17 protein-coding genes are annotated in these 17,785 nt (G+C 65.6%); 4 read left to right on the top strand and 13 right to left on the bottom strand.

The genetic code is table 11. The features are described 5' to 3' along the window. Positions 1–2: 2 nt before the first annotated feature. Genes HGO92_RS02390 through HGO92_RS02355 form a run of 8 tightly spaced genes read right to left on the bottom strand, consistent with a single transcriptional unit; the run spans position 3 to position 8,384 of the window. Positions 3–1,718 (bottom strand): ABC transporter ATP-binding protein, encoded by a 1,716-nt coding sequence (locus tag HGO92_RS02390; protein WP_169991497.1) that lies wholly within the window; start codon positions 1,716–1,718, stop codon positions 3–5. Further along, positions 1,715–2,602 (bottom strand): ABC transporter permease, encoded by an 888-nt coding sequence (locus HGO92_RS02385; protein WP_169991495.1) that lies wholly within the window; start codon positions 2,600–2,602, stop codon positions 1,715–1,717. Before HGO92_RS02385 ends, HGO92_RS02390 begins: the two co-directional genes overlap by 4 nt. Continuing rightward, a complete protein-coding gene (locus HGO92_RS02380; RefSeq protein ID WP_169991494.1) occupies positions 2,599–3,555 on the bottom strand; it encodes an ABC transporter permease in 957 nt (318 codons plus the stop codon). Before HGO92_RS02380 ends, HGO92_RS02385 begins: the two co-directional genes overlap by 4 nt. Further along, positions 3,552–5,159: an ABC transporter substrate-binding protein gene (locus HGO92_RS02375; RefSeq protein WP_346768819.1), complete on the bottom strand. Its 1,608-nt coding sequence runs from the start codon at positions 5,157–5,159 to the stop codon at positions 3,552–3,554. Before HGO92_RS02375 ends, HGO92_RS02380 begins: the two co-directional genes overlap by 4 nt. 28 nt (positions 5,160–5,187) lie before the next feature. Next, positions 5,188–5,655 carry a thioesterase family protein gene (locus HGO92_RS02370; RefSeq protein ID WP_169991492.1) on the bottom strand — a complete coding sequence of 156 codons (468 nt, stop codon included), beginning with the start codon at positions 5,653–5,655 and terminating at the stop codon, positions 5,188–5,190. Continuing rightward, positions 5,652–6,620 (bottom strand): 3-hydroxyacyl-CoA dehydrogenase NAD-binding domain-containing protein, encoded by a 969-nt coding sequence (locus HGO92_RS02365; protein ID WP_169991490.1) that lies wholly within the window; start codon positions 6,618–6,620, stop codon positions 5,652–5,654. The genes HGO92_RS02370 and HGO92_RS02365 overlap by 4 nt, the downstream gene beginning before the upstream one ends. Before the next feature lie 4 nt (positions 6,621–6,624). After that, positions 6,625–7,512, bottom strand: coding sequence for a beta-keto acid cleavage family enzyme (locus HGO92_RS02360; RefSeq protein ID WP_169991489.1), 888 nt, complete (start codon positions 7,510–7,512; stop codon positions 6,625–6,627). Continuing rightward, on the bottom strand, positions 7,509–8,384 hold the full coding sequence (locus tag HGO92_RS02355; protein ID WP_169991487.1) for a TetR/AcrR family transcriptional regulator: 876 nt from the start codon (positions 8,382–8,384) through the stop codon (positions 7,509–7,511). The genes HGO92_RS02360 and HGO92_RS02355 overlap by 4 nt, the downstream gene beginning before the upstream one ends. 370 nt (positions 8,385–8,754) lie before the next feature. Between HGO92_RS02355 and HGO92_RS23630 the strand changes: the two genes are divergently transcribed. Further along, entirely contained in the window at positions 8,755–11,148 is a 2,394-nt protein-coding gene (locus HGO92_RS23630; RefSeq protein ID WP_240974337.1) for an Ig-like domain-containing protein, read from the top strand. Positions 11,149–11,228: 80 nt separating this feature from the next. Here the strand turns inward: HGO92_RS23630 and HGO92_RS02345 are convergent, their stop codons facing one another. Next, positions 11,229–12,338, bottom strand: coding sequence for a CapA family protein (locus HGO92_RS02345; RefSeq protein WP_169991485.1), 1,110 nt, complete (start codon positions 12,336–12,338; stop codon positions 11,229–11,231). Between the two features lie 113 nt (positions 12,339–12,451). Here HGO92_RS02345 and HGO92_RS02340 point away from each other — a divergent pair, with 113 nt between their 5' ends. Together HGO92_RS02340 and HGO92_RS02335 are read left to right on the top strand one after the other, a co-directional pair. Then, positions 12,452–12,700: a ribbon-helix-helix protein, CopG family gene (locus HGO92_RS02340; RefSeq protein ID WP_169991483.1), complete on the top strand. Its 249-nt coding sequence runs from the start codon at positions 12,452–12,454 to the stop codon at positions 12,698–12,700. Beyond that, positions 12,694–13,041: a type II toxin-antitoxin system PemK/MazF family toxin gene (locus HGO92_RS02335; RefSeq protein ID WP_169991481.1), complete on the top strand. Its 348-nt coding sequence runs from the start codon at positions 12,694–12,696 to the stop codon at positions 13,039–13,041. Before HGO92_RS02340 ends, HGO92_RS02335 begins: the two co-directional genes overlap by 7 nt. 42 nt (positions 13,042–13,083) lie before the next feature. On the opposite strand, the gene HGO92_RS02330 is transcribed toward HGO92_RS02335, so the two are convergent. From HGO92_RS02330 to HGO92_RS02320, 3 genes are all read right to left on the bottom strand, one after another. Beyond that, entirely contained in the window at positions 13,084–14,148 is a 1,065-nt protein-coding gene (locus tag HGO92_RS02330) for a maleylacetate reductase (protein ID WP_169991479.1), read from the bottom strand. Between the two features lie 126 nt (positions 14,149–14,274). After that, complete coding sequence (locus tag HGO92_RS02325; RefSeq protein ID WP_169991477.1) at positions 14,275–14,892, bottom strand: dihydrofolate reductase family protein; 618 nt, start codon at positions 14,890–14,892, stop codon at positions 14,275–14,277. A 95-nt stretch (positions 14,893–14,987) separates the two neighbouring features. Then, positions 14,988–16,553: a HAMP domain-containing sensor histidine kinase gene (locus tag HGO92_RS02320; RefSeq protein ID WP_169991475.1), complete on the bottom strand. Its 1,566-nt coding sequence runs from the start codon at positions 16,551–16,553 to the stop codon at positions 14,988–14,990. Positions 16,554–16,654: 101 nt separating this feature from the next. Here HGO92_RS02320 and HGO92_RS02315 point away from each other — a divergent pair, with 101 nt between their 5' ends. After that, the gene (locus HGO92_RS02315) at positions 16,655–17,401 is read left to right on the top strand and encodes a response regulator transcription factor (RefSeq protein ID WP_169991473.1); all 747 of its coding nucleotides are present in this window, start codon (positions 16,655–16,657) and stop codon (positions 17,399–17,401) included. 101 nt (positions 17,402–17,502) lie between these two features. Here the strand turns inward: HGO92_RS02315 and HGO92_RS02310 are convergent, their stop codons facing one another. Further along, complete coding sequence (locus HGO92_RS02310; protein WP_169991471.1) at positions 17,503–17,754, bottom strand: hypothetical protein; 252 nt, start codon at positions 17,752–17,754, stop codon at positions 17,503–17,505. Between the last annotated feature and the right edge of the window lie 31 nt (positions 17,755–17,785).

Raw genomic sequence — 17,785 nt, 5'->3', positions numbered from 1 at the left:
CCTTAGAAGGTGGGGACGTTGGCCAGCAGCTCGCGCGTGTAGTCGTGCTGCGGATTTTCCAGCACGTCCTCGGTGCTGCCCAGATCCACAATCCGGCCCTGCTGCAGGACGGCCATGCGCTGCGAGATATGCCGGGCCAGGGCGATGTTGTGGGTAACGAACAGCATGGACATGCCGGTGTCGGTCTGCAGCGACCGCAGCAGGTCGATGATGGAGGCCTGCACGGAGACGTCCAGCGCAGACGTGACTTCGTCGCAGACCAGCAGCGACGGCGCGTTGACCAGTGCGCGGGCGATGGCGGCCCGCTGGCGCTCGCCGCCGCTGAGGTCGCCCGGACGGCGGTCCAGGTAGCTGTCGCCCAGCCGCACCTGGTCCAGTGCTTCGCGGACCCGCAGCCGGCGTTCCTTGCGGCTCATCTTGCCGGACATTTGCAGGGGAACCTCGACGGATTCGCAGATGGTCCGGCGCGGGTTCAGCGAGGAGAACGGGCTTTGGAACACGTACTGGACCTGCTGGCGCTGTTCGGCGCTGCGGGCACGGGTGCCCGGAGCCAGCTCGGCGCCGTCCAGGCAGACGGTGCCGTTGTAGTCCTCGTTGAGGCCCGCGATGCAGCGCGAGAGGGTGGTCTTGCCGGAGCCGGATTCGCCCAGCAGCATCATCGACTCGCCCTGCCCCAGCTTGAAGTCGATGCCGTCCAGCACCTGGTTCTCGCCGTAAGCCAGACGCAGTCCGGAGACTTCGAGCAGGCTGCGGTGGGCCGCCGGCGCCGGGGTATGCGCAGCTGAGTGACGGTCCGCCGTCGTTATTTGAGCGGCGTGGCCCGCGCTGCCGTCCTGCGGCACGGCCGCCTGTTCACCGGTGATGGCCGCGACGCTGCCCACCCGGCGCTTGCCGGCCAGGTCCGGAACTGCGTTGAGCAGTTTGCGCGTGTAGTGGTGCTGCGGCCGGTAGAGCACCTGGGCTGTGGGACCGTGTTCCACCACGTCGCCGGAGAGCATGACAACGACGTCGTCCGCCACCTTGGCCACGACCGCCAGGTCATGCGTGATGTAGAGTCCGGCAACGCTGTGCCGCTCCGCCAGCTGGTCGATGGTCTGCAGCACCAGCGCCTGCGTGGTGACATCGAGGCCGGTGGTGGGCTCGTCGAGCACCATCACCGCGGGCCGGCAGGCGAAGGCCATGGCGATGCCCACCCGCTGCTGCTGGCCGCCGGAGAGCTGGTGCGGATAGCGGCCCAAGTAGGCCCGGTCATTCTCCAGACCGACCTCGGCCAACACCTCTGCGGCACGGCCGCGGCGCTCTGCGTCCGAGTCCCCGTAGCGGTGCACCCGCAGGACTTCCATGATCTGCTCGCCGATCCGCATGGCGGGGTTCAGCGAAAGGGCCGGATCCTGTGGGACATAGGAGATGGCGCCGCCGCGGAGTTTGCGGCGTTCGGACTCCGGCAGGTCCAGGATGCTGCCGTCCTGGCCGGAACCGGCCAGGTGGATTTCGCCGCCGGTGTGCTCCAGGCCCTGGCGGAAGTGCCCCAGGCAGGCCAGCCCGGCGGTGGTTTTGCCGGAGCCGGATTCGCCCACCAGGGCAAGGATCTTGCCCGGCTGGAGCTCGAAGGAGACCCCGTGCAGGATTTCCTCGCCCGCCGTGGTGGCGACCCGCAGCCCGTCGGCGCTGAGCACCGGCGTGGCTGTGGTGGTGTTTTCCGAGATGGACGTGCTCATTTGGTTGCTCCCACGTTCACGTTGGCCGATGCCCGCGCCAAGGAATCGGTGATCAGGTTGGTGCCGACCGTCAGCACGGCGATCGCCAGGACGGGCAGGATGACGCCCCAGGGCTGGACCACCAGGGCAATGCGGTTCTCGTTGATCATCAATCCCCAGTCCGCGGTGGGCGGCTGCATACCCAGGCCCAGGAAGGACAGCGAGGCCACCGCGCCGATGGAGTACGTCATCCGCAGTCCCAGCTCCACCATCAGGGGGCCGGTGATGTTGGGCAGCACGTCCTTGACCAGGATCTTCCATTTGGGCACCGCATACATCTCCGCGGCGCGGATGAAGTCCTCGGTGATGACTTCCACGGTGGCGGAGCGGGTGACCCGGGCGATGCGGGGCGCGTGGGTAATGCCGATGACCACCACGAGCACCCAGCCCTGCGGACCCAGCACGGTGATGGCCAGCAGCGCGAAGACCAGCTGCGGCAGGGCCAGCATGACATCGTTGGCGCGCATGATGATGCTGTCCACCCAGCCGCCCTGGTAAGCCGCGACCATGCCGGTCAGTCCGCCCAGGACCATGCCTAGCAGCGTGGCCAGCGCGGCGTAGATCAGCAGGCGCAGGCCGCCGTCGAGGAACCGGCTGAGGACGTCGCGGCCCAGATTGTCCGTGCCGAACAAACCGTCCGCTTGGAACGGGCGGCCGGCGAACTGGGTACTGGTATAGCCGGTGGCCCAGGGCAGCAGCAAAGGTCCGAGCACGGCCAGGAGGACGACGACGCCGGTCAGCGCGATGCCGATCTTTGCCTGCCGCTGGCGGACCAGCCGCCGCAGCAGTCCTGGCGGGGTCTCGACTTCGCGGGCGATGTCCTGGGGTGAATCAATGACGCTCATCGGGTGCCCCCCGTGCGTAGTTTCGGATTGGTCAGGATGCCGACCATATCGGCCAGCAGGTTGACCATGATGTAGACCGCGGCGATCAGGATGGACAACGCCTGGACCACCTGCACGTCCCGGTTGGCTACCGCATCCACCAGGGCCTGGCCGATGCCGGGATAGCGGAAGAGGAATTCAACAACGACGACGCCGCCGGCCATCCACGCGAGCTGGATGGCGACCACTTGGGCCACCGGCGACAGCGCGTGGGGGAGAGCATGCCGCAGGATGACCTGGCGTTCAGGCACACCCTTCAGCCGGGCCATCTCCACATAGCCCGAGTCCAGTACCTCCAGCATGGTGGCCCGCATCATGCGTGTGATGTAGGGGGTGACTACCAGCACCAGGGTCAGGGTGGGCAGGACCAGCTGCAGCGGGTAGTTCCAGACCGCTTCGCCGGGCGGGGCCATGGTGACCGAGGGCAGGATGGGGAAAACGGTGGTGGAGAACAAGGTGATCAGCGCGATGCCGATGACGAATTCGGGCAGCGCCGCCAGTACCAGGCTGACGCCGGTGGTGACATGGTCGCCGGTGCGGCCGCGGCGCAGGGCGCTGTACGTTCCCACGAGGAAGCCCACGGGCAGGCTGATGAGGCTGGCCGCGACCAGCAGCACCAGAGAGGCGCCGATGCGTTCACCCAGCAGCGCGCTGACCGGGCCGCCGGAGGCCGCCGAAATTCCGAGGTCGCCGACGAAAAGGCCGCCGAGCCAACTGAAGTAGCGCTGCAAGACCGGGTCGTTGAGGTTCATCTGTTCGCGGAGGGCCGCCAGCCGTTCCGGCGTGGCCTGCTGGCCCAGGATCGCCTGGGCCGGATCGCCCGGCAGCAGCAGGGTCGCCACGAAAACCAGGACGGACACCGCCAGCAGGATCAGCACACTGGTAGCCAGCCGGCGCAAAATAATCGGCATCATGATAGGTCTCCTCCCAGCCAGACGCGGCGGAACTCGAAGCCGGACAGCGCCAGGCCGGTGCGGTTGGGCACCAGGCCCGCCACGTATTGCTGGTAGGCGTCCGCCTGGTTCGGGTGGCCCCAGATGATGTAGCCGCCCTCGTTATACTCGATCTCCTGCGCTGCGGCGATGAGCTCGTTGCGTTTGTCCGGATCCAAGGTGCCCTTGGCCTGGGCGACCAGTTCGTTGAACTCCGGGTGGTCCCAATGAGTCTCGTTGTAGGGTGCGGTGGGCAGCGAGCTGTTGTTGACCTGCGGCAGGAAATTCCGGGTGTACCAGAAGTCCTGCGCGAAGTCCCACTGCAGGTAGCCGTCGCCGAAGAACGTGGTGGTATCCACACGGCGGATTTTCACGTTGATACCGGCGGCAGCCGCCTGTTGCGCGAATACTTGGGCCGCTTCCACGGCGCCTGCCTGGATCGGAGCGGTCACCAGTTCGACGCTCAGTCCGTCCGGGTAGCCCGCTTCGGCCAGCAGTTCCTTGGCACGGGCAATGTCCTGCACGCGCTGGGGCAGCTTGGAGGCATAGCCGGGGTCGAACGGGGAATAGAGGTCATTCCCGATGCTGCCGTTGCCGCTGAGCACCTGTTCGATCATCTGTTCCCGGTCCACCGCCAGGCGGAAGGCCTGGCGGACCCGGTTGTCGTCGAAGGGCGGCTTGTCCACCCGCATTGTGAACGGCATCCACATGCCGGTTTCGGAGTTGAGGATACTGATCCGCGGATCCGCATCGATCACCTCGAGCAGGGCCAGCGGAATCTGTCCGACGGCGTCCACCTGGGTGGAGAGCAGCGCATTAATGAGCGCGTCGTCGTCGTCGAAATTCAGGATTGCCAGCTCGTCCAGATACGGTTCGTTGTCGCGCCAGTAGTTCTCGTTGCGGACAAACAGGCTGCTGCGTCCGGGGGTGAAGGACTGGTACTTGAAGGGTCCGGTGCCTACGGGCGTGGCCGGGTCGTAGTCTTCGGGCACAATGCCCAGGGCGTACTGGCCGAGGGAATCGTCGAAGGTGGCGGCAGCGGTGTTGAGCCGGAACTCCACCCGGTGGTCGTTGATAACGGCCACCTCGTCCAGGACGGAGAGCGAGGACGCGCCTGTCTTGGGATCGTCCGGATCGGTGATCCGTTTGAACGTTGCCGCCACATCCCGACCGGTAAGGGGCCGGCCGTCGTGGAAGGTTACGCCCTTGCGCAGGTCTACCGTCCAGACCAGCGCGTCGTCCGACGGCGTGGCGCTGACGGCGAGCAGCGGCTGCAGTTCGTAGTTCTCGTCGCGGTAGAGCAGCGATTCGTAGAGGTTCACCACCCGGGCAATGTCCGTGGTGCTCACAGGGGAGTGGGCGTCGAGACTGTCCGCGGCACCGCCGCCGGAGAGACCCACACGGAGCGTGCCGCCGGATTGCGGCGGACCCTCGGGGCTGGCCAGGACATTGGGCTGTCCGCCACTGCAGGCGGCGAGGAAGCCGCCCAGTCCCAGGGCGAGGCCGGTGCCGAGCAGCCGTCGGCGGGTCAGCTGCAGGGCAGAGGTATCCGGCAGCCGCTGTCTAGAGGAAGTTGCTGGTTCCACTGTTCCTTCTTTCTGGAGGGAAATACGGCTAAGCAGAGACTTTCCGTCCGATCCAATCCGGCGCCGGACCAGCCGCGCGCCCAAAGGCATCGATGTTCCCCGTGATGGCCGCAGGGAAGGCTTCGCTGCGGCCGGACTGCTGGTTGACGTGAAGTGCCAGCAGCTCCTCGGTGGCAATAAGGCGGCCACCGGCGTGCATCTCATGGGCCAGATGGAGCTTCTTCGGGCCGGAGCCTGCAATCGCCGTCGTAATTTCCAACTCGGCGCCGAGTCCGGTTTCGGCCAGGTACCTGACGTGGGCTTCGACGGTGTAGAGGGAGTTGCCCGTCTGCATGCGGTACGGCTCATCCAGGCCCAGCTGGTCCATGACGTGGTCCGTGGCAAAGCCGAACGCCAGGACGTAGAAGGCTTCGGACATGTGGCCGTTGTAGTCGATCCACTCCGGCAGGACCGTGCAGCGGTAAACGGCGAGTTCGCCGGCCGCCATGCCGTTCATCTTTCCGCCTTCACCGCGGCGATGGCGTTCCGGATGGCGATGATCGCCTCGTCGCGTGCGGCCACCAGTTCCGGGACGGTCCGCCCGGCGGCTTCCTCGTCACAGCCGGCGATCACGGCGTCGCGCAGTTCCGGTGTCAGTTCCGGCGCATCCAACCGGGTCCACGGGGACTTCAACGACGGGCCGAAATGGTCCAGCATGTGGGCCATGCCGCCCTCGCCGCCGGCCAGGTGGAAGGTGAGCATGGGCCCCTGCAGCGGCCAGCGCAGGCCGGGTCCGTCCGTGATGGCCAGGTCGATCTGCTCCACCGTGGCCTCGCCGTTGTCCACCATGTGCAGCGCTTCGCGCCAGAGCGCTTCCTGCAGCCGGTTGGCAATGAAGCCGGGGACTTCGCGGTCCATGGTGATCACGGACTTGCCGATGTGCTCGTACCAGGCCGAAGCCCACTTCACGGCGGCCGTGGAGGTCTGCCCGCCGCCGACAACCTCCACCAGCGGAATGAGGTACGGCGGGTTGAACGGATGCCCGACCACCAGCCGCGACGGATTGGCGGCCTCGGTAGCCATCTCCGTCATACCGTAGCCGGAAGTGGAGGAGGCAATGACGACGTCGGGGGCCGTCACAGCGTCGATCTGGGCCAGCAGCGACTGCTTGAGTTCCAGGACCTCGGGTGCGCTTTCCTGCACGAAACCGACGCCGGCCACGGCCTCTGCCAGATCAGAGTGGACGGTGAAATTGTCCTTCGAGGCGTTCGGCGCAAGGCCCAGCTTCGTCAGGGCCGGCCAGGCGGCGTCGATGAGGCGGCGCAGCTTCGGCTCCGCATCGGGGGAGGGGTCCCAGGCCTGGACGCGGTAACCGCGGGCCAGGAAGTAGGCGGCCCAGCCGCCGCCGATGGTGCCGACGCCCACGCAGGCGACAGCGCCGACGTCGTTCATGTCCAAGGGGGTGAAATCTGCGGTGGTCATAGGTTCAGGCCTTCTTCTCGAGCTTGAGGATTTCGCGGGCTTCGTCGGGCGTAGCCACCGACGAGCCGAGGTCGTGGACAATCTGGATGGCGCGTTCGGTCAACTGCGCGTTGGTGGCCTTGACGCCCTTGCTGAGGTAGAGATTGTCTTCCAGCCCCACCCGGACGTGGCCGCCCAGCAGCACGGACTGGGCCACCCACGGCAGCTGGTCGCGGCCGATGGCGAAGGAGGTCCACTGCGCGCCCTCGGGCAGCATGTTGACCATGGCGTGCAGCAGGCCCGCGTCAACGGGGGCCCCGTAGGGGATACCCATGCACAGCTGGTACAGCGGCGGCGGGGCAATGAGGCCTTCTTCCACCATCACGTTTGCGAACCAGAGGTTGCCGGTATCGAAGATCTCCATCTCCGGCTTCACTCCCAGCTGCTTGATGCGCTCGGCGCCCTCGCGCAGCATGTCGGGTGTGCTGATGTAGACCTGGCTGCCTTCGCCGAAGTTCAGCGAGCCGCAGTCGATGGTGCAGATTTCCGGCCGCAGCTCCTCCACGTGGGCCAGGCGCTCCAGCCCGCTGACCAGGTCCGTGCCGGGCAATTGCTTGGTGGGGTGGCCCGGGTCCAGCACCAGGTCGCCGCCCATGCCGGCCGTGAGATTGATGACCGGATCGACGTCGCTTTCGCGCACCAGGCGGACAACTTCGCGGTACAGGGCTACATCGCGTGAACCCTGCCCGGTTTCGATGTCGCGGACGTGAATGTGGACCACGGAAGCCCCCGCACGCGCCGCGGCGATGGCATCAGCGGCGATCTGTTCAGGGGTGACGGGTACGTGCTCGCTCTTGCCGGTGGTGTCGCCGGCGCCGGTGAGTGCGCAGGTGACGATAACCTTGCGGTTCATTGGGGACTCCCTTGTGGTTTGACAATATTGCGGTCTATAAAACTCTGGATGTGGCTGAACATCTGATCGGAAGTCAGCATGCCGGTCAGGACCTTGATGCCGAGTCCGTCCATCAGGCTGGTCAGGTCCATGGCCAGCTCCCCGGAGGGCGCATCGACGAAGACGCCGAACTGCTGCCCGTGGAGGATGGTGTCCTCCATGGTCTGGTACCAGCGGCGGTAACCCTGGGCGTGGTTCTCCTTGCCGGACTCATCCACGGCTACGTCCGCCCAGGTCTGCAGCCAAATGGACCACTCTGCCCGGCCCCGGTCTCCCGCAGGCAGCTGCAGTTCGATCAGCCGCTTAAGCCGGTCCACCGGATCCGAGATCGTGTGCAGCTCGGCGATCTGGCGGTCAAAGGCCAGCTTGACAGAGTAGCGCAGGGTTTCGGCGAAGATCTCCCGCTTGGTGGAGAAGTAGTAGTGGACTGTAGCGCTGCTCATCTCGCAGACGTAGGCAATGTCCGCAATGCGTACCGCGGAGTAGCCGCGGCGGGCCAGCAGCCACCACGCCGCTTCGATGATCGCGCGCCGCTTCAGCGCCTGCTCGTTGTTTTCGCGGTGCCGTGTTGGCAGGACCTTGGCCGGCGGCGGCACTGACGGACCTTGGCTTTGATCGGAACCGGAGATCAGCCAGTTCACCGTCACGCCGGTGACATCCGCAAGGTTAGTCAGCTCCGCCGGCAGGAAGCGCCGCGTGCCTTTGAGCGCCTTGGAGAGTTTGGTTTCATCCAAGCCAATGTGCCGTGCCACCTCCCGTTGGGCGAGGCCGGAATTCCGGATGGAGACGCGGGCTCGTTCTGCTAGTCCCGCGTGATCTGCTGCCGATGCCATCCCCAGACGTTATCCCTTGACTTGCGATCTTGGCAAGACCACCGACTGAAAATCAGTCAGCGTTGCGATTTTGTGATGCAACGCACATGATGGCGGGGGTGGGTGTTAGGGCGAGACTAGTGCGAACCTCTCCTTGGCGCAGCGGTTCTAACGGGCCCAAGATTTCCCTCAGCTTCTGTTTGGACACTATGACCTGGCGATGCTTTTCGAATGGCGGCTTTGTCGCTGCCTCCGGATGTCAGGACGTCGGACAGACCCAAGTTTTTAGCAAGAATCTGGGGGTAAACGTTTAGGCAGGACTTGTGAGCTGCCGAGTCCCACGGACCCTGGCCTCCAAGGGGCGTTCCTTCCAGCAGCTGAAGGAGTCATCATGTCTAATCTTCCCGACAGAAAACCGGTCAGGCGCCGCGCCTTCGCCTCGCTTGCCGCAGCGGTGACGCTGGCTGCTTCCCTGGTCCCGCTCGCAGCTCTGCCCGCCAGCGCCGATGTTGCCGCGGTGGGCCCGGTCGATCAGCAGACCGGTTTCCCCATGTGGTACTCGGACGGCAGCGTGAAACTCCAGCTGTGTTATATGGCGAACGCTGGATGCCTGGCCGAGCCGCCCAATCCGGCTGCGCCGGCATCGTACCCGGACAACTTCCCCGAGGAGGCGTTCTGGTTCGCCGCGGAAGCCAGCGGCGGGAACCTGCGGCTCTACGAGGCCGCGCTGGAAGCGGCTCACGTCAACGGCCCGGTCAAGCAGGGCGAGCAGATGGGCTTCGGCCGGCTGCGATTCATCATCGAGAACCTGGTCCCCAATGCCTCCTACACGGTGACGCACCCCTACGGCACCACCACGCTCACCGCCGAGCCCGACCCCAAGAACGCTTCACTCGGGCGCATCAAGACCACTCTCGACTCAGGCGTTTGCGCGCCCACTGCCCTGGTGCCCTGCGACTGGAAGGGAGTAGGCGCTGCCTTCCTGGGCGACTACGCCGTGGGCACCACCGCCTCGTTCCTGCGGCAGGCCGGTGCCGCAGCCGGAACGCTGGGAGATATCAACACACCGAGGCCGGTGACCGGGGCCCCGTCCGGCATCAACGCCGTCGTTGTTACCGGACCCAACGCCGGCGGCCCGGGCGTGGACTCCCTGACCGTCGATACCTTCACCGTCCAGGGATTGGTATTCAACGGCGACGACGGTGCCCCCACCACGCCTGACCTGACGGCGGCGAGCGACAGCGGCCGTTCCGCCACGGACAACATCACCAAGGTCACCACACCGACCTTCACCGGCAACATCCCTGGCACGCCGGCTTCCACTGCCAATGTGGAACTGATGCTGGACGGCGCCAGCACGCCTGCCGCCTCCGTTGCCATGACCAACGGCTCCTACTCGCTGAAACCGGCTGCGGCGCTGGCTTCAGGCGTGCACAAGGTTCAGGCCCGGACGGCGAACCCCGCCTACACCGTAGATCCCGTTACCGGTGCTCCGGCCGATCCGGCGGTGCCGCAATACCTGGTTTCCCCGACTCTGACGTTCACTGTGGACACCACTGCACCGGCTGCTTCGGTGGTGGCGCCCTTCCCGTCCACTCCTACCCTCGACAACACACCAACGTTCAACTACACAGCCAACGACGCCGGCGCACGTTTCGAATGCCAGCTGCTCCCGAGCAACGCCGCCTGGGATCCAACCTGCGCATCCCCGATGACGTACGACGCCCAGGTGAACGGCACCTACCTCTTCAACGTCCGCGCCACCGATACGGCCGGCAACGTCGGGGCTGTGGCTACCCGGACGGTACGCATCGGGCCGGCCGACACCGCGGCTCCCACTGTGACGGCGCGCGGCCCGGGCGCATCGGCCACCAACGTGGCCATCGGCAGCAACGTGACGGCAACGTTCAGCGAGTTCATGCAGGGCGTCTCCGGAACCACCTTCACCCTGAGGAACGCTGCGGGAACCGTCATTCCGGCCACCGTGACGTATGACCAGGCCACACGTAAGGCGACACTGAATCCGACGTCGAATCTCGCTCCGAACACGGTCTACACGGCACGTCTGACCGGTGGTGCCACCGCCATCAGGGACACCGCGAACCTTGCGCTGGCCAGCAGCAGTTGGACCTTCACCACGGCGGCTGCTCCCACGGTTACGGCCCGGACGCCGGGATCCGGTGGCACCGCAACCTCGTCCACCGCCAACATCACCGCGACCTTCGGCAAGGCGGTCACGAGCGTCAGCGGCACGACGTTTACCCTGAAGAACGCCGCCGGCACCGTCATTCCTGCCGCGGTCAGCTACAACGCCACCACGAGGGTCGCCACCCTCAATCCGTCGGCCAACCTGGCCGCCGACACGAGGTACACGGCGACCCTGACCGGAGGAACGACGGCGATACGGGACACGCTCGGAACTCCGCTGGCGAGCACCAGTTGGTCCTTCATCACCGGCGCCGCTCCGACCATGACCGCAAGGACGCCGGCGGTCAACGCCACCGGAGTCAGACGGGCGAACAACATCACGGCCACGTTCAGCGAACCGATGCAGGGGGTCACGGCCTCGACGTTCAAGCTGAAGAACGCCGCGACCGGCGCCGCCGTGACGGCCACTGTCACCCGTAACGGGACTACCAACCAGTGGGTCCTGAACCCGGGGGCGACACTGGCGTCGAACACGAGGTACACCGTGACGCTGACGGGTGGCACCTCCGCCGCCCGGGACCTGGCGGGCAACCCGGCCGCCACGACGGTCTGGAGTTTCACGACCGGAACCCTCTAACCAGGCAATGAGAACTGCCCGCGCATTTCTTCCGGAATGCGCGGGCAGTTCTTGTATGAGGGCGCCGTCGATATTCAGACCTAAGGCGTCACAACGGTCAGGGTACCGTGGCTTGCCATGCCGATCGTGGTGCCGAAACTGCTGCTGGCGTCGCCGAGCACGCGGTGCAGCCAGGCAGCGTCATCCCTTGCCGCCCGTTCCAGGCGCATGCGTCTGGCGCGCACTGGCACCAGGCGCAGTTCGCGCAGTTCCTGCGAGGCCGCATCCATGGTGACGAAGTACAGCAGGCGGAGGTCGTCACGGAACTGCTCATAACCGCTGATGCCTTCGTAGTCGTTGATCAGGTCGCCGCAGCCGTACAGGATCGGCCGGCCGCGGTATACCTCGATCGGACGCGGATGGTGCGACGAATGTCCGTGCACTACGTCGACGCCGCCATCGATCAGCCAGCGGGCAAACTGGATGTGGCCGCGGGGAACGTTGTAGCCCCAGTTCGAGCCCCAATGCAAGGAGGCCACGGCAAGGTCGCCTTCCCGCCTGGCCGCGTGCGCGCGTTCGATGATCAGCGCGGCGCTTTCTTTGGACAGATCCGGCAGCAGCGCCAGGCCTGGCCGGTTCTTGCCGGCGGCATTGGCTGGGGAGATGCCGCTGGATTCGAGTCCGACTGACCAGACAAGCACCCTCCCGTTGCCAGCGCTCAGCACCCCTGGCCGCCACGCTTGTTCGGCGTCGTAGCCGGCTCCTGCGGTGCGAATTCCCGCTGCATGCAGCGTGTCCACTGTGTCAGTCAGTCCGACGGCGCCGAAGTCCAGCACGTGGTTGTTCGCCAGGGCGCAGACATCGATGCCGGCGATGGTGAGACAAGCGATGTTGTCCGGGCGCATGCGGTAATGGATGCCCTTGTCAGGGGCGAAATCGCCGTCGTTGGTAATGCTGGTTTCGAGGTTGATAACCCGCGCATCCGGCGCGGCTTCGCCGATGACCTTCAGCGCGTCTCCCCACGGCCAGTCCGGTTCAACAGGTCGGGGAATCGGGCCATTGGCTGCTTCCGCCAACGCAACGTAATCCCGGGCGTCGCGGACGTGCCCCTCCCGCAGCTTCGGCGAGCCAGGGCTGGGCAGGATCTGGTCCACACCCCGGCCGGTCATCACATCCCCGGCGAGGAACAGTTTTATTGTGCCCGACGCCATTCGAACCACCTGCTCCACGGCCCTTCTAGGACCACTTTAGCGCTGGGTCATCCGAAAGACCTGTTTCGTGAACGCAACCTGTGTTTGGCGGTAATACCGGGTCATACTTGGGCATGAAGACCGCTATTTCCATGCCAGATAAGACTTTTGAGCGGGCCGATGCTCTGGCCAAATCGCTCGGTTTGAGTCGGTCGGAATTTATATCGCGCGCGGTCGATCACTACGCGGACGAGCTGGAAAGATCCTCGCTAACTAACCGAATCGACGCAGCCATCGAAAGTTGCGGATTCGACAACGATGCGACGACTGCCGTTGTTGGAGCGGGCCGGGCGACGCTCTCCGCTGATGGTGATGAATGGTAGACCGGGGTGAAATATTCTGGGTTGATCTGGGGCCGGCAGAGGGTAGCAAGCCTGCCAAACGCAGGCCAGTTCTGGTGGTCCAATCGGATGGCTATAACTGCTCGCAGACAACGACGACTATCGTTGCAGTGATCACGTCCAATCTGGCATTAGCGGTCATGCCTGGCAATGTCTTCCTGCCGGCTAAAGTTACTGGTCTGCCTAAGGATTCTGTTGTTAACGTGACGCAACTGGCTACCGTGAACAAGACAGATCTCTATGAGCTTGCTGGGAGCATCCCGCTGGATATTATGCGAGCGGTGGATGAAGGTCTGTCCGGTGTTCTGGCTGCAGGCATCTGACTGGATTTGAAAAGACCAGTGGCGCGGCCCGGCCCTGCCGAGTCAGCGGTCGCGTGTGGTGCCTGCGGTGGCGGCGCGGAGCAGTTCGGCGAGGTTCTCGCGAGTGGGCTGGCGCGGGTTGGATGCGGGGATCACGGGCAGGATGATGTCGACGGCTTCGGCAATGTTGTCCTCGGTGAAGCCGTAGTCCTTCAGCGCCTTGGGGGCATCCAACGTTGCACGGAGCCGGTTGAGGCCCTCCACTGCGTCCTCGGTACCAAACGCCGCGGCGATCCGTGCGGCGGCGTCGGGTGCTTCGGGGGCGTTGAACGCGAGCACATAGGGCAGCACGGTGGCGTGGGTCTGGGCGTGGGGCATGTTCCAGGTCCCGCCGAGGACGTGGCAGATCTTGTGGTGCATCCCGGAGCCGGCGGAGGCGAACGCGACCGCGGCTAGGTAGGCGCCGTAGAGCGCCTGTTCGCGTCCCGCCAGCCCGGAAGGGTCCTGCTTGACCTGGGGAAGGCCCCGGTTGAGGGCGCGGATGCCTTCGGCGGCAAGGGCCTGGTTGATCGGGTCCATGCGCGGTCCCCACATGGAGTCCACGCAGTGTGCCAGGGCGTTCAGGCCGGAGGCGACGGACAGGTCCGCCGGCATTGAGAGGGTTAGTTCGGCGTCGTAAACCACGGTTACGGGGAGGACGCGGTCGTCGATGCCGGTGGTCTTGCGCGCGGCCTCGGTTAGACCCCAGACGTTGGTGGCTTCGGACCCGGCGTACGTGGTCGGTACGGCGATGATCGGCAGTCCGGTGGTCAGGGCGATGGCTTTGGCCAGCCCGGTGGTGGACCCGCCGCCGACACATACCAACAGATCGATCCCGTGCGCAGATGCGGCGGCGCGGGCCTTTTCGGCCTTCTCGATCGGGACGTGCGGGGCGACGTCGTCGTAATCCAGGGCCACGCTGATTTTTCGGGCGACATGCGCGGCGACGGCCGCCTTGGACTCCGAGGCGATCACCATGACCTTCCGGGCGTCGAGGCGGGCGACCTCGGCCGCGAGGTTTTCGGCGGCCTTGCCGGAGCCGAACAGCACCCGCTGTCCCAGGGTTACATGGTCAAAGACGAGACTCATGGGCGGGTTCCTCTATTCGGCATGATGAAGCGGTATCCGGAAGTGCAGTCGAAACCATCTTCAATCACGAAGGGACATTCGCGCAGCCGAGCCAGCTGCTGTTACGTGGGCAGGCAGCAGTCAGGGCTAAGCGCTGCCTTCGTAGGTCCCGTATACGGGAAGACCGGCCGTTTCGTAGGTGTGGATCGCCATTCCGGCAGGAGTCACCTTGTGGTTTACCAGCTTCAACCCGGCAGGAGCGCCTCCATCGGGGAACAGGCGCCGTCCGCTGCCCACCACTACCGGGGCGATGACCAGCCGCAGTTCGTCGATCAACCCTGCTGCGAGCAGTGACTGGCCCAACCTGGCGCTGCCGTGGATCTGAAGTTCCCGGCCAGGCTGTTGCTTAATGTCCGCTACCTTTGCCGGAATGTCCCCAGACAGGATGGTACTGGGATTCCACTCTGCGTTGGTGAGGCTGTTGGACGCGACGTATTTGGGCACGGTGTTCATCTTTTCCGCGAACAGATCGTTTGGATCGGTCATGTTAGGCCAGGACTGCGCGAACTCCTCGTACGTGCGGCGGCCCAGCAACAGGCCATCTGCTTCCGCCAGCCAATCGGCGGCCTGCTGCATGAACGTCTCGTCCATGTGCGGGACGAACCATCCGCCCTGTGTGAAGCCGCCGCTGGTGTCCTCTTCGGGTGAGCCCGGACCTTGGGAAACGCCGTCCAGGGAAAGGAACTCGGTCAGGGTCAGTTTCATGGCTGTACTTGCTCCCGAGAGAAGTTGGAATGGCCTTCATACAGCAAAGCCTAGGGGCAGCCGGGATCGCACGACACCCGTTCGCGCAGGTTCTTTTACCCCGCGTGCTGGACGCCGGCGCCCGGGAGACGGACGATAAACTCCGTTTTCCCCTCGCTGCTGCTGACGTCGATGCGGCCGCCGTGCGACTTCACGATGGCATCCACGATGGACAGGCCCAGGCCGTGGGTGCCGCTGCGGTCGGAGCGGGCGGTGTCGGCCCGGGTGAAGCGGGAGAAGATCTTGTCGATGAAGTCTGCGGGGATGCCGGGACCGTCGTCGGCCACCGTCAGGACGGCGGCGCCGGGCTCGGCGGCCAGCGAGGTGACCACGGTGGTTCCGGGGCCGGTGTGTTTGTGCGCGTTGGTCAGCAGGTTGATGAGGACCTGGCGCACCTGGCCTGGGTTGGCCCGCACGGTCACGGGGTCATCGGGCAACTGCAGGACCCAGCGGTGTTCGGGGGCGGCGGCGCGGATGTCGCTGACGGACTCGACCACCAGCTGGGTCAAATCGACGTCGTGCTGTTCCGCCCGGTGCCCTTCCTCCATCCGCGCCAGCAGCAGCAGGTCTTCGACGAGCGCCGTCATGCGTTTGGACTCGGACTCCACCCGCGAAATGGAGGAGCGGCCTTCTTCGCTGAGGTTCTCGGTCAGCCGGATCATTTCAGAGTAGCCGCGGATGGCGGTCAGGGGAGTGCGCAGTTCGTGGCTGGCGTCGGCGACGAACTGGCGGAGCTTGGTTTCGCTGCGATGTCGGGCACTGAACGCGCCGGCAACGTTGTCCAGCATCAGATTGAAGGCGTGGCCCAGCCTTCCCACTTCGGTGGCCGGGACCGCGATCCCGGCGGGCACGCGTTCGGCCATGGCGACTTCGCCTTCGCCCAGCGGCAGCCGGGAGACGCGGGTGGCAACGCCGGAGAGCTCCTCCAACGGGCGCAGGGTACGGCGGATAATGAGTGTGCCCAGCAGTGCCGCCGCGGCCAGTCCTGCTGCGGAGACCACGGTCATGGTCCGGGTCAGGGAGGCTAAGGTTTCCTCCTTGGCGAGCAGCGGCAGGCCGGTGACGATGGTGTATTCGCGGTCCGGGTTGTAAGTCGCCACCAGCCGGTAATCGCCCACCGAAAGCGTGCGGTCAACAGGCGGAACGTCGAGGGACAACTCGTCGAGGATCTCTTCATCCGCCTCGGTCAGGTCCTGCCTGCCGCCGTCGGGGGTGAAGATGCCGGCGCCCCGGACGCCGTGGTCGCCGATGCGCGCGTTCAGCGTTCCCCCCTGGGTGCCTGGTCCGTTCAGCGGATCCGCAACATTCTCCGACCCCTGGGCGCCGCCGTCGTCCTCTTCGTGGTCTTCATCATCACGGTCCCGGCGGAACTCTTCCTGCGACCGGTTGGCCCGGAAGGAGGCCTGCGCCAGCTGCTCGTCCAGCTGCCCGGTCAGGAACGAGGTCATCGCCGCGTGCGCGGAGAGGCCGACGGCGAGGCAGATCGCGGCCAGCAGCGCCAACGTGATCAGGACCAGCTTGGTGCGCAGCTGCCATTTCCGGAACGGACGCCAGCCGCCGCTGCGCCCGTGGCCGGACGCAGGCGCTGACGGCGGGAGGGAAGGCCGCTTGTCGCTCTGCATGGGCTTCTCTTTCAATCTGACCGATCCACTGATGGGATGTAGTAACTGTAGTGGTTATTGTTGAAACAGTATCCGCGCAACTTGTTACCAGGGGAGTAATCATGGCCGCACAGGATCCCACCGAACTGGTCAGCGGTCTGCCCAGACTCCGCCATCCGGACGGCAGCCCCGTCCGGGCGCTGGTGGTCGATGACGAGCCGCAGCTTTCGGACCTGGTACGGATGGGACTCCGGATGGCTGGCTGGGACGTGCACGTGGCGCATGACGGGCCGTCGGCGGTAAAAATTGCCCGCGATATCCGCCCGGACGTGCTGGTGCTGGACGTAATGATGCCAGGGTTCGACGGCGTGGAGGCGCTGGGTCGGATCCGGTCTTTCTCGCCCAATGTGCCCGCCTTGTTCCTGACCGCAAAAGATGCCGTGGCGGACCGGATCACCGGCCTTGCCGCGGGCGGGGACGACTACGTGACCAAGCCGTTCAGCATGGAGGAAGTGATGCTGCGCCTGCACCGTCTGGTCCAGCGCTCCGGCGTGGCGGCAGCGGCGGCGGCCGAACTGGTGGTGGGGGACCTGGTCCTGAACCTGGATACGCGCGAGGTCACCCGCGCCGGGACGGACTTCCAGCTCACGGCCACGGAATTCGATCTGCTGCATTACCTGATGGACAACGCCCGTACGGTGGTCAGCAAGAGCCAGATCCTGGACCACGTGTGGAACTACGATTTCGGCGGCCAGAACAACATCGTGGAGCTCTACATCTCCTACTTGCGCAAGAAGATCGACGCCGGCCGCTCGCCGATGATCCATACCGTCCGCGGCGTGGGTTATGTCCTCAAACCAGCCGTTTGAGGGGCCGATCGAGGGAAGACGTTCGGCCGGCCCGGCGGCGCGCACCGGACCGGCAGGGCGGCCGGTCCGAAGGGGGCGGCTCGGACCGGCAAGACTCATGGTTACAGCGGCTGGGTGATGAATTTGAGGAGCTCCGGAATGACCGGCTGGATTTTCGTCACCCAGAAATAGATGCCGCAGGCGATCAGGCCTACGGCCAGGATGGTCCACGTGAACCACGATGATGACCAGAAATGCCCGCGGTTCCCCGCTCCCGGGGAGCCCGTGGTACCGGGGGATTCCGTGGTCCGGTTGGTCCCGCTTGTCCTGTGCAGGGCTCGTGCGCCGGGCCGCCGATGGAATTTGCTTGCCATGGTCTAAGGATGGAACCGTGGCATAAGCGGC

The sequence above is a fragment of the Crystallibacter degradans genome, from assembly GCF_012952295.1.
GTDB lineage: Bacteria > Actinomycetota > Actinomycetes > Actinomycetales > Micrococcaceae > Crystallibacter > Crystallibacter degradans.
The sequence above is the reverse complement of the archived record's forward strand: the minus strand, read 5'-3'. Positions and strand labels throughout refer to the sequence as shown.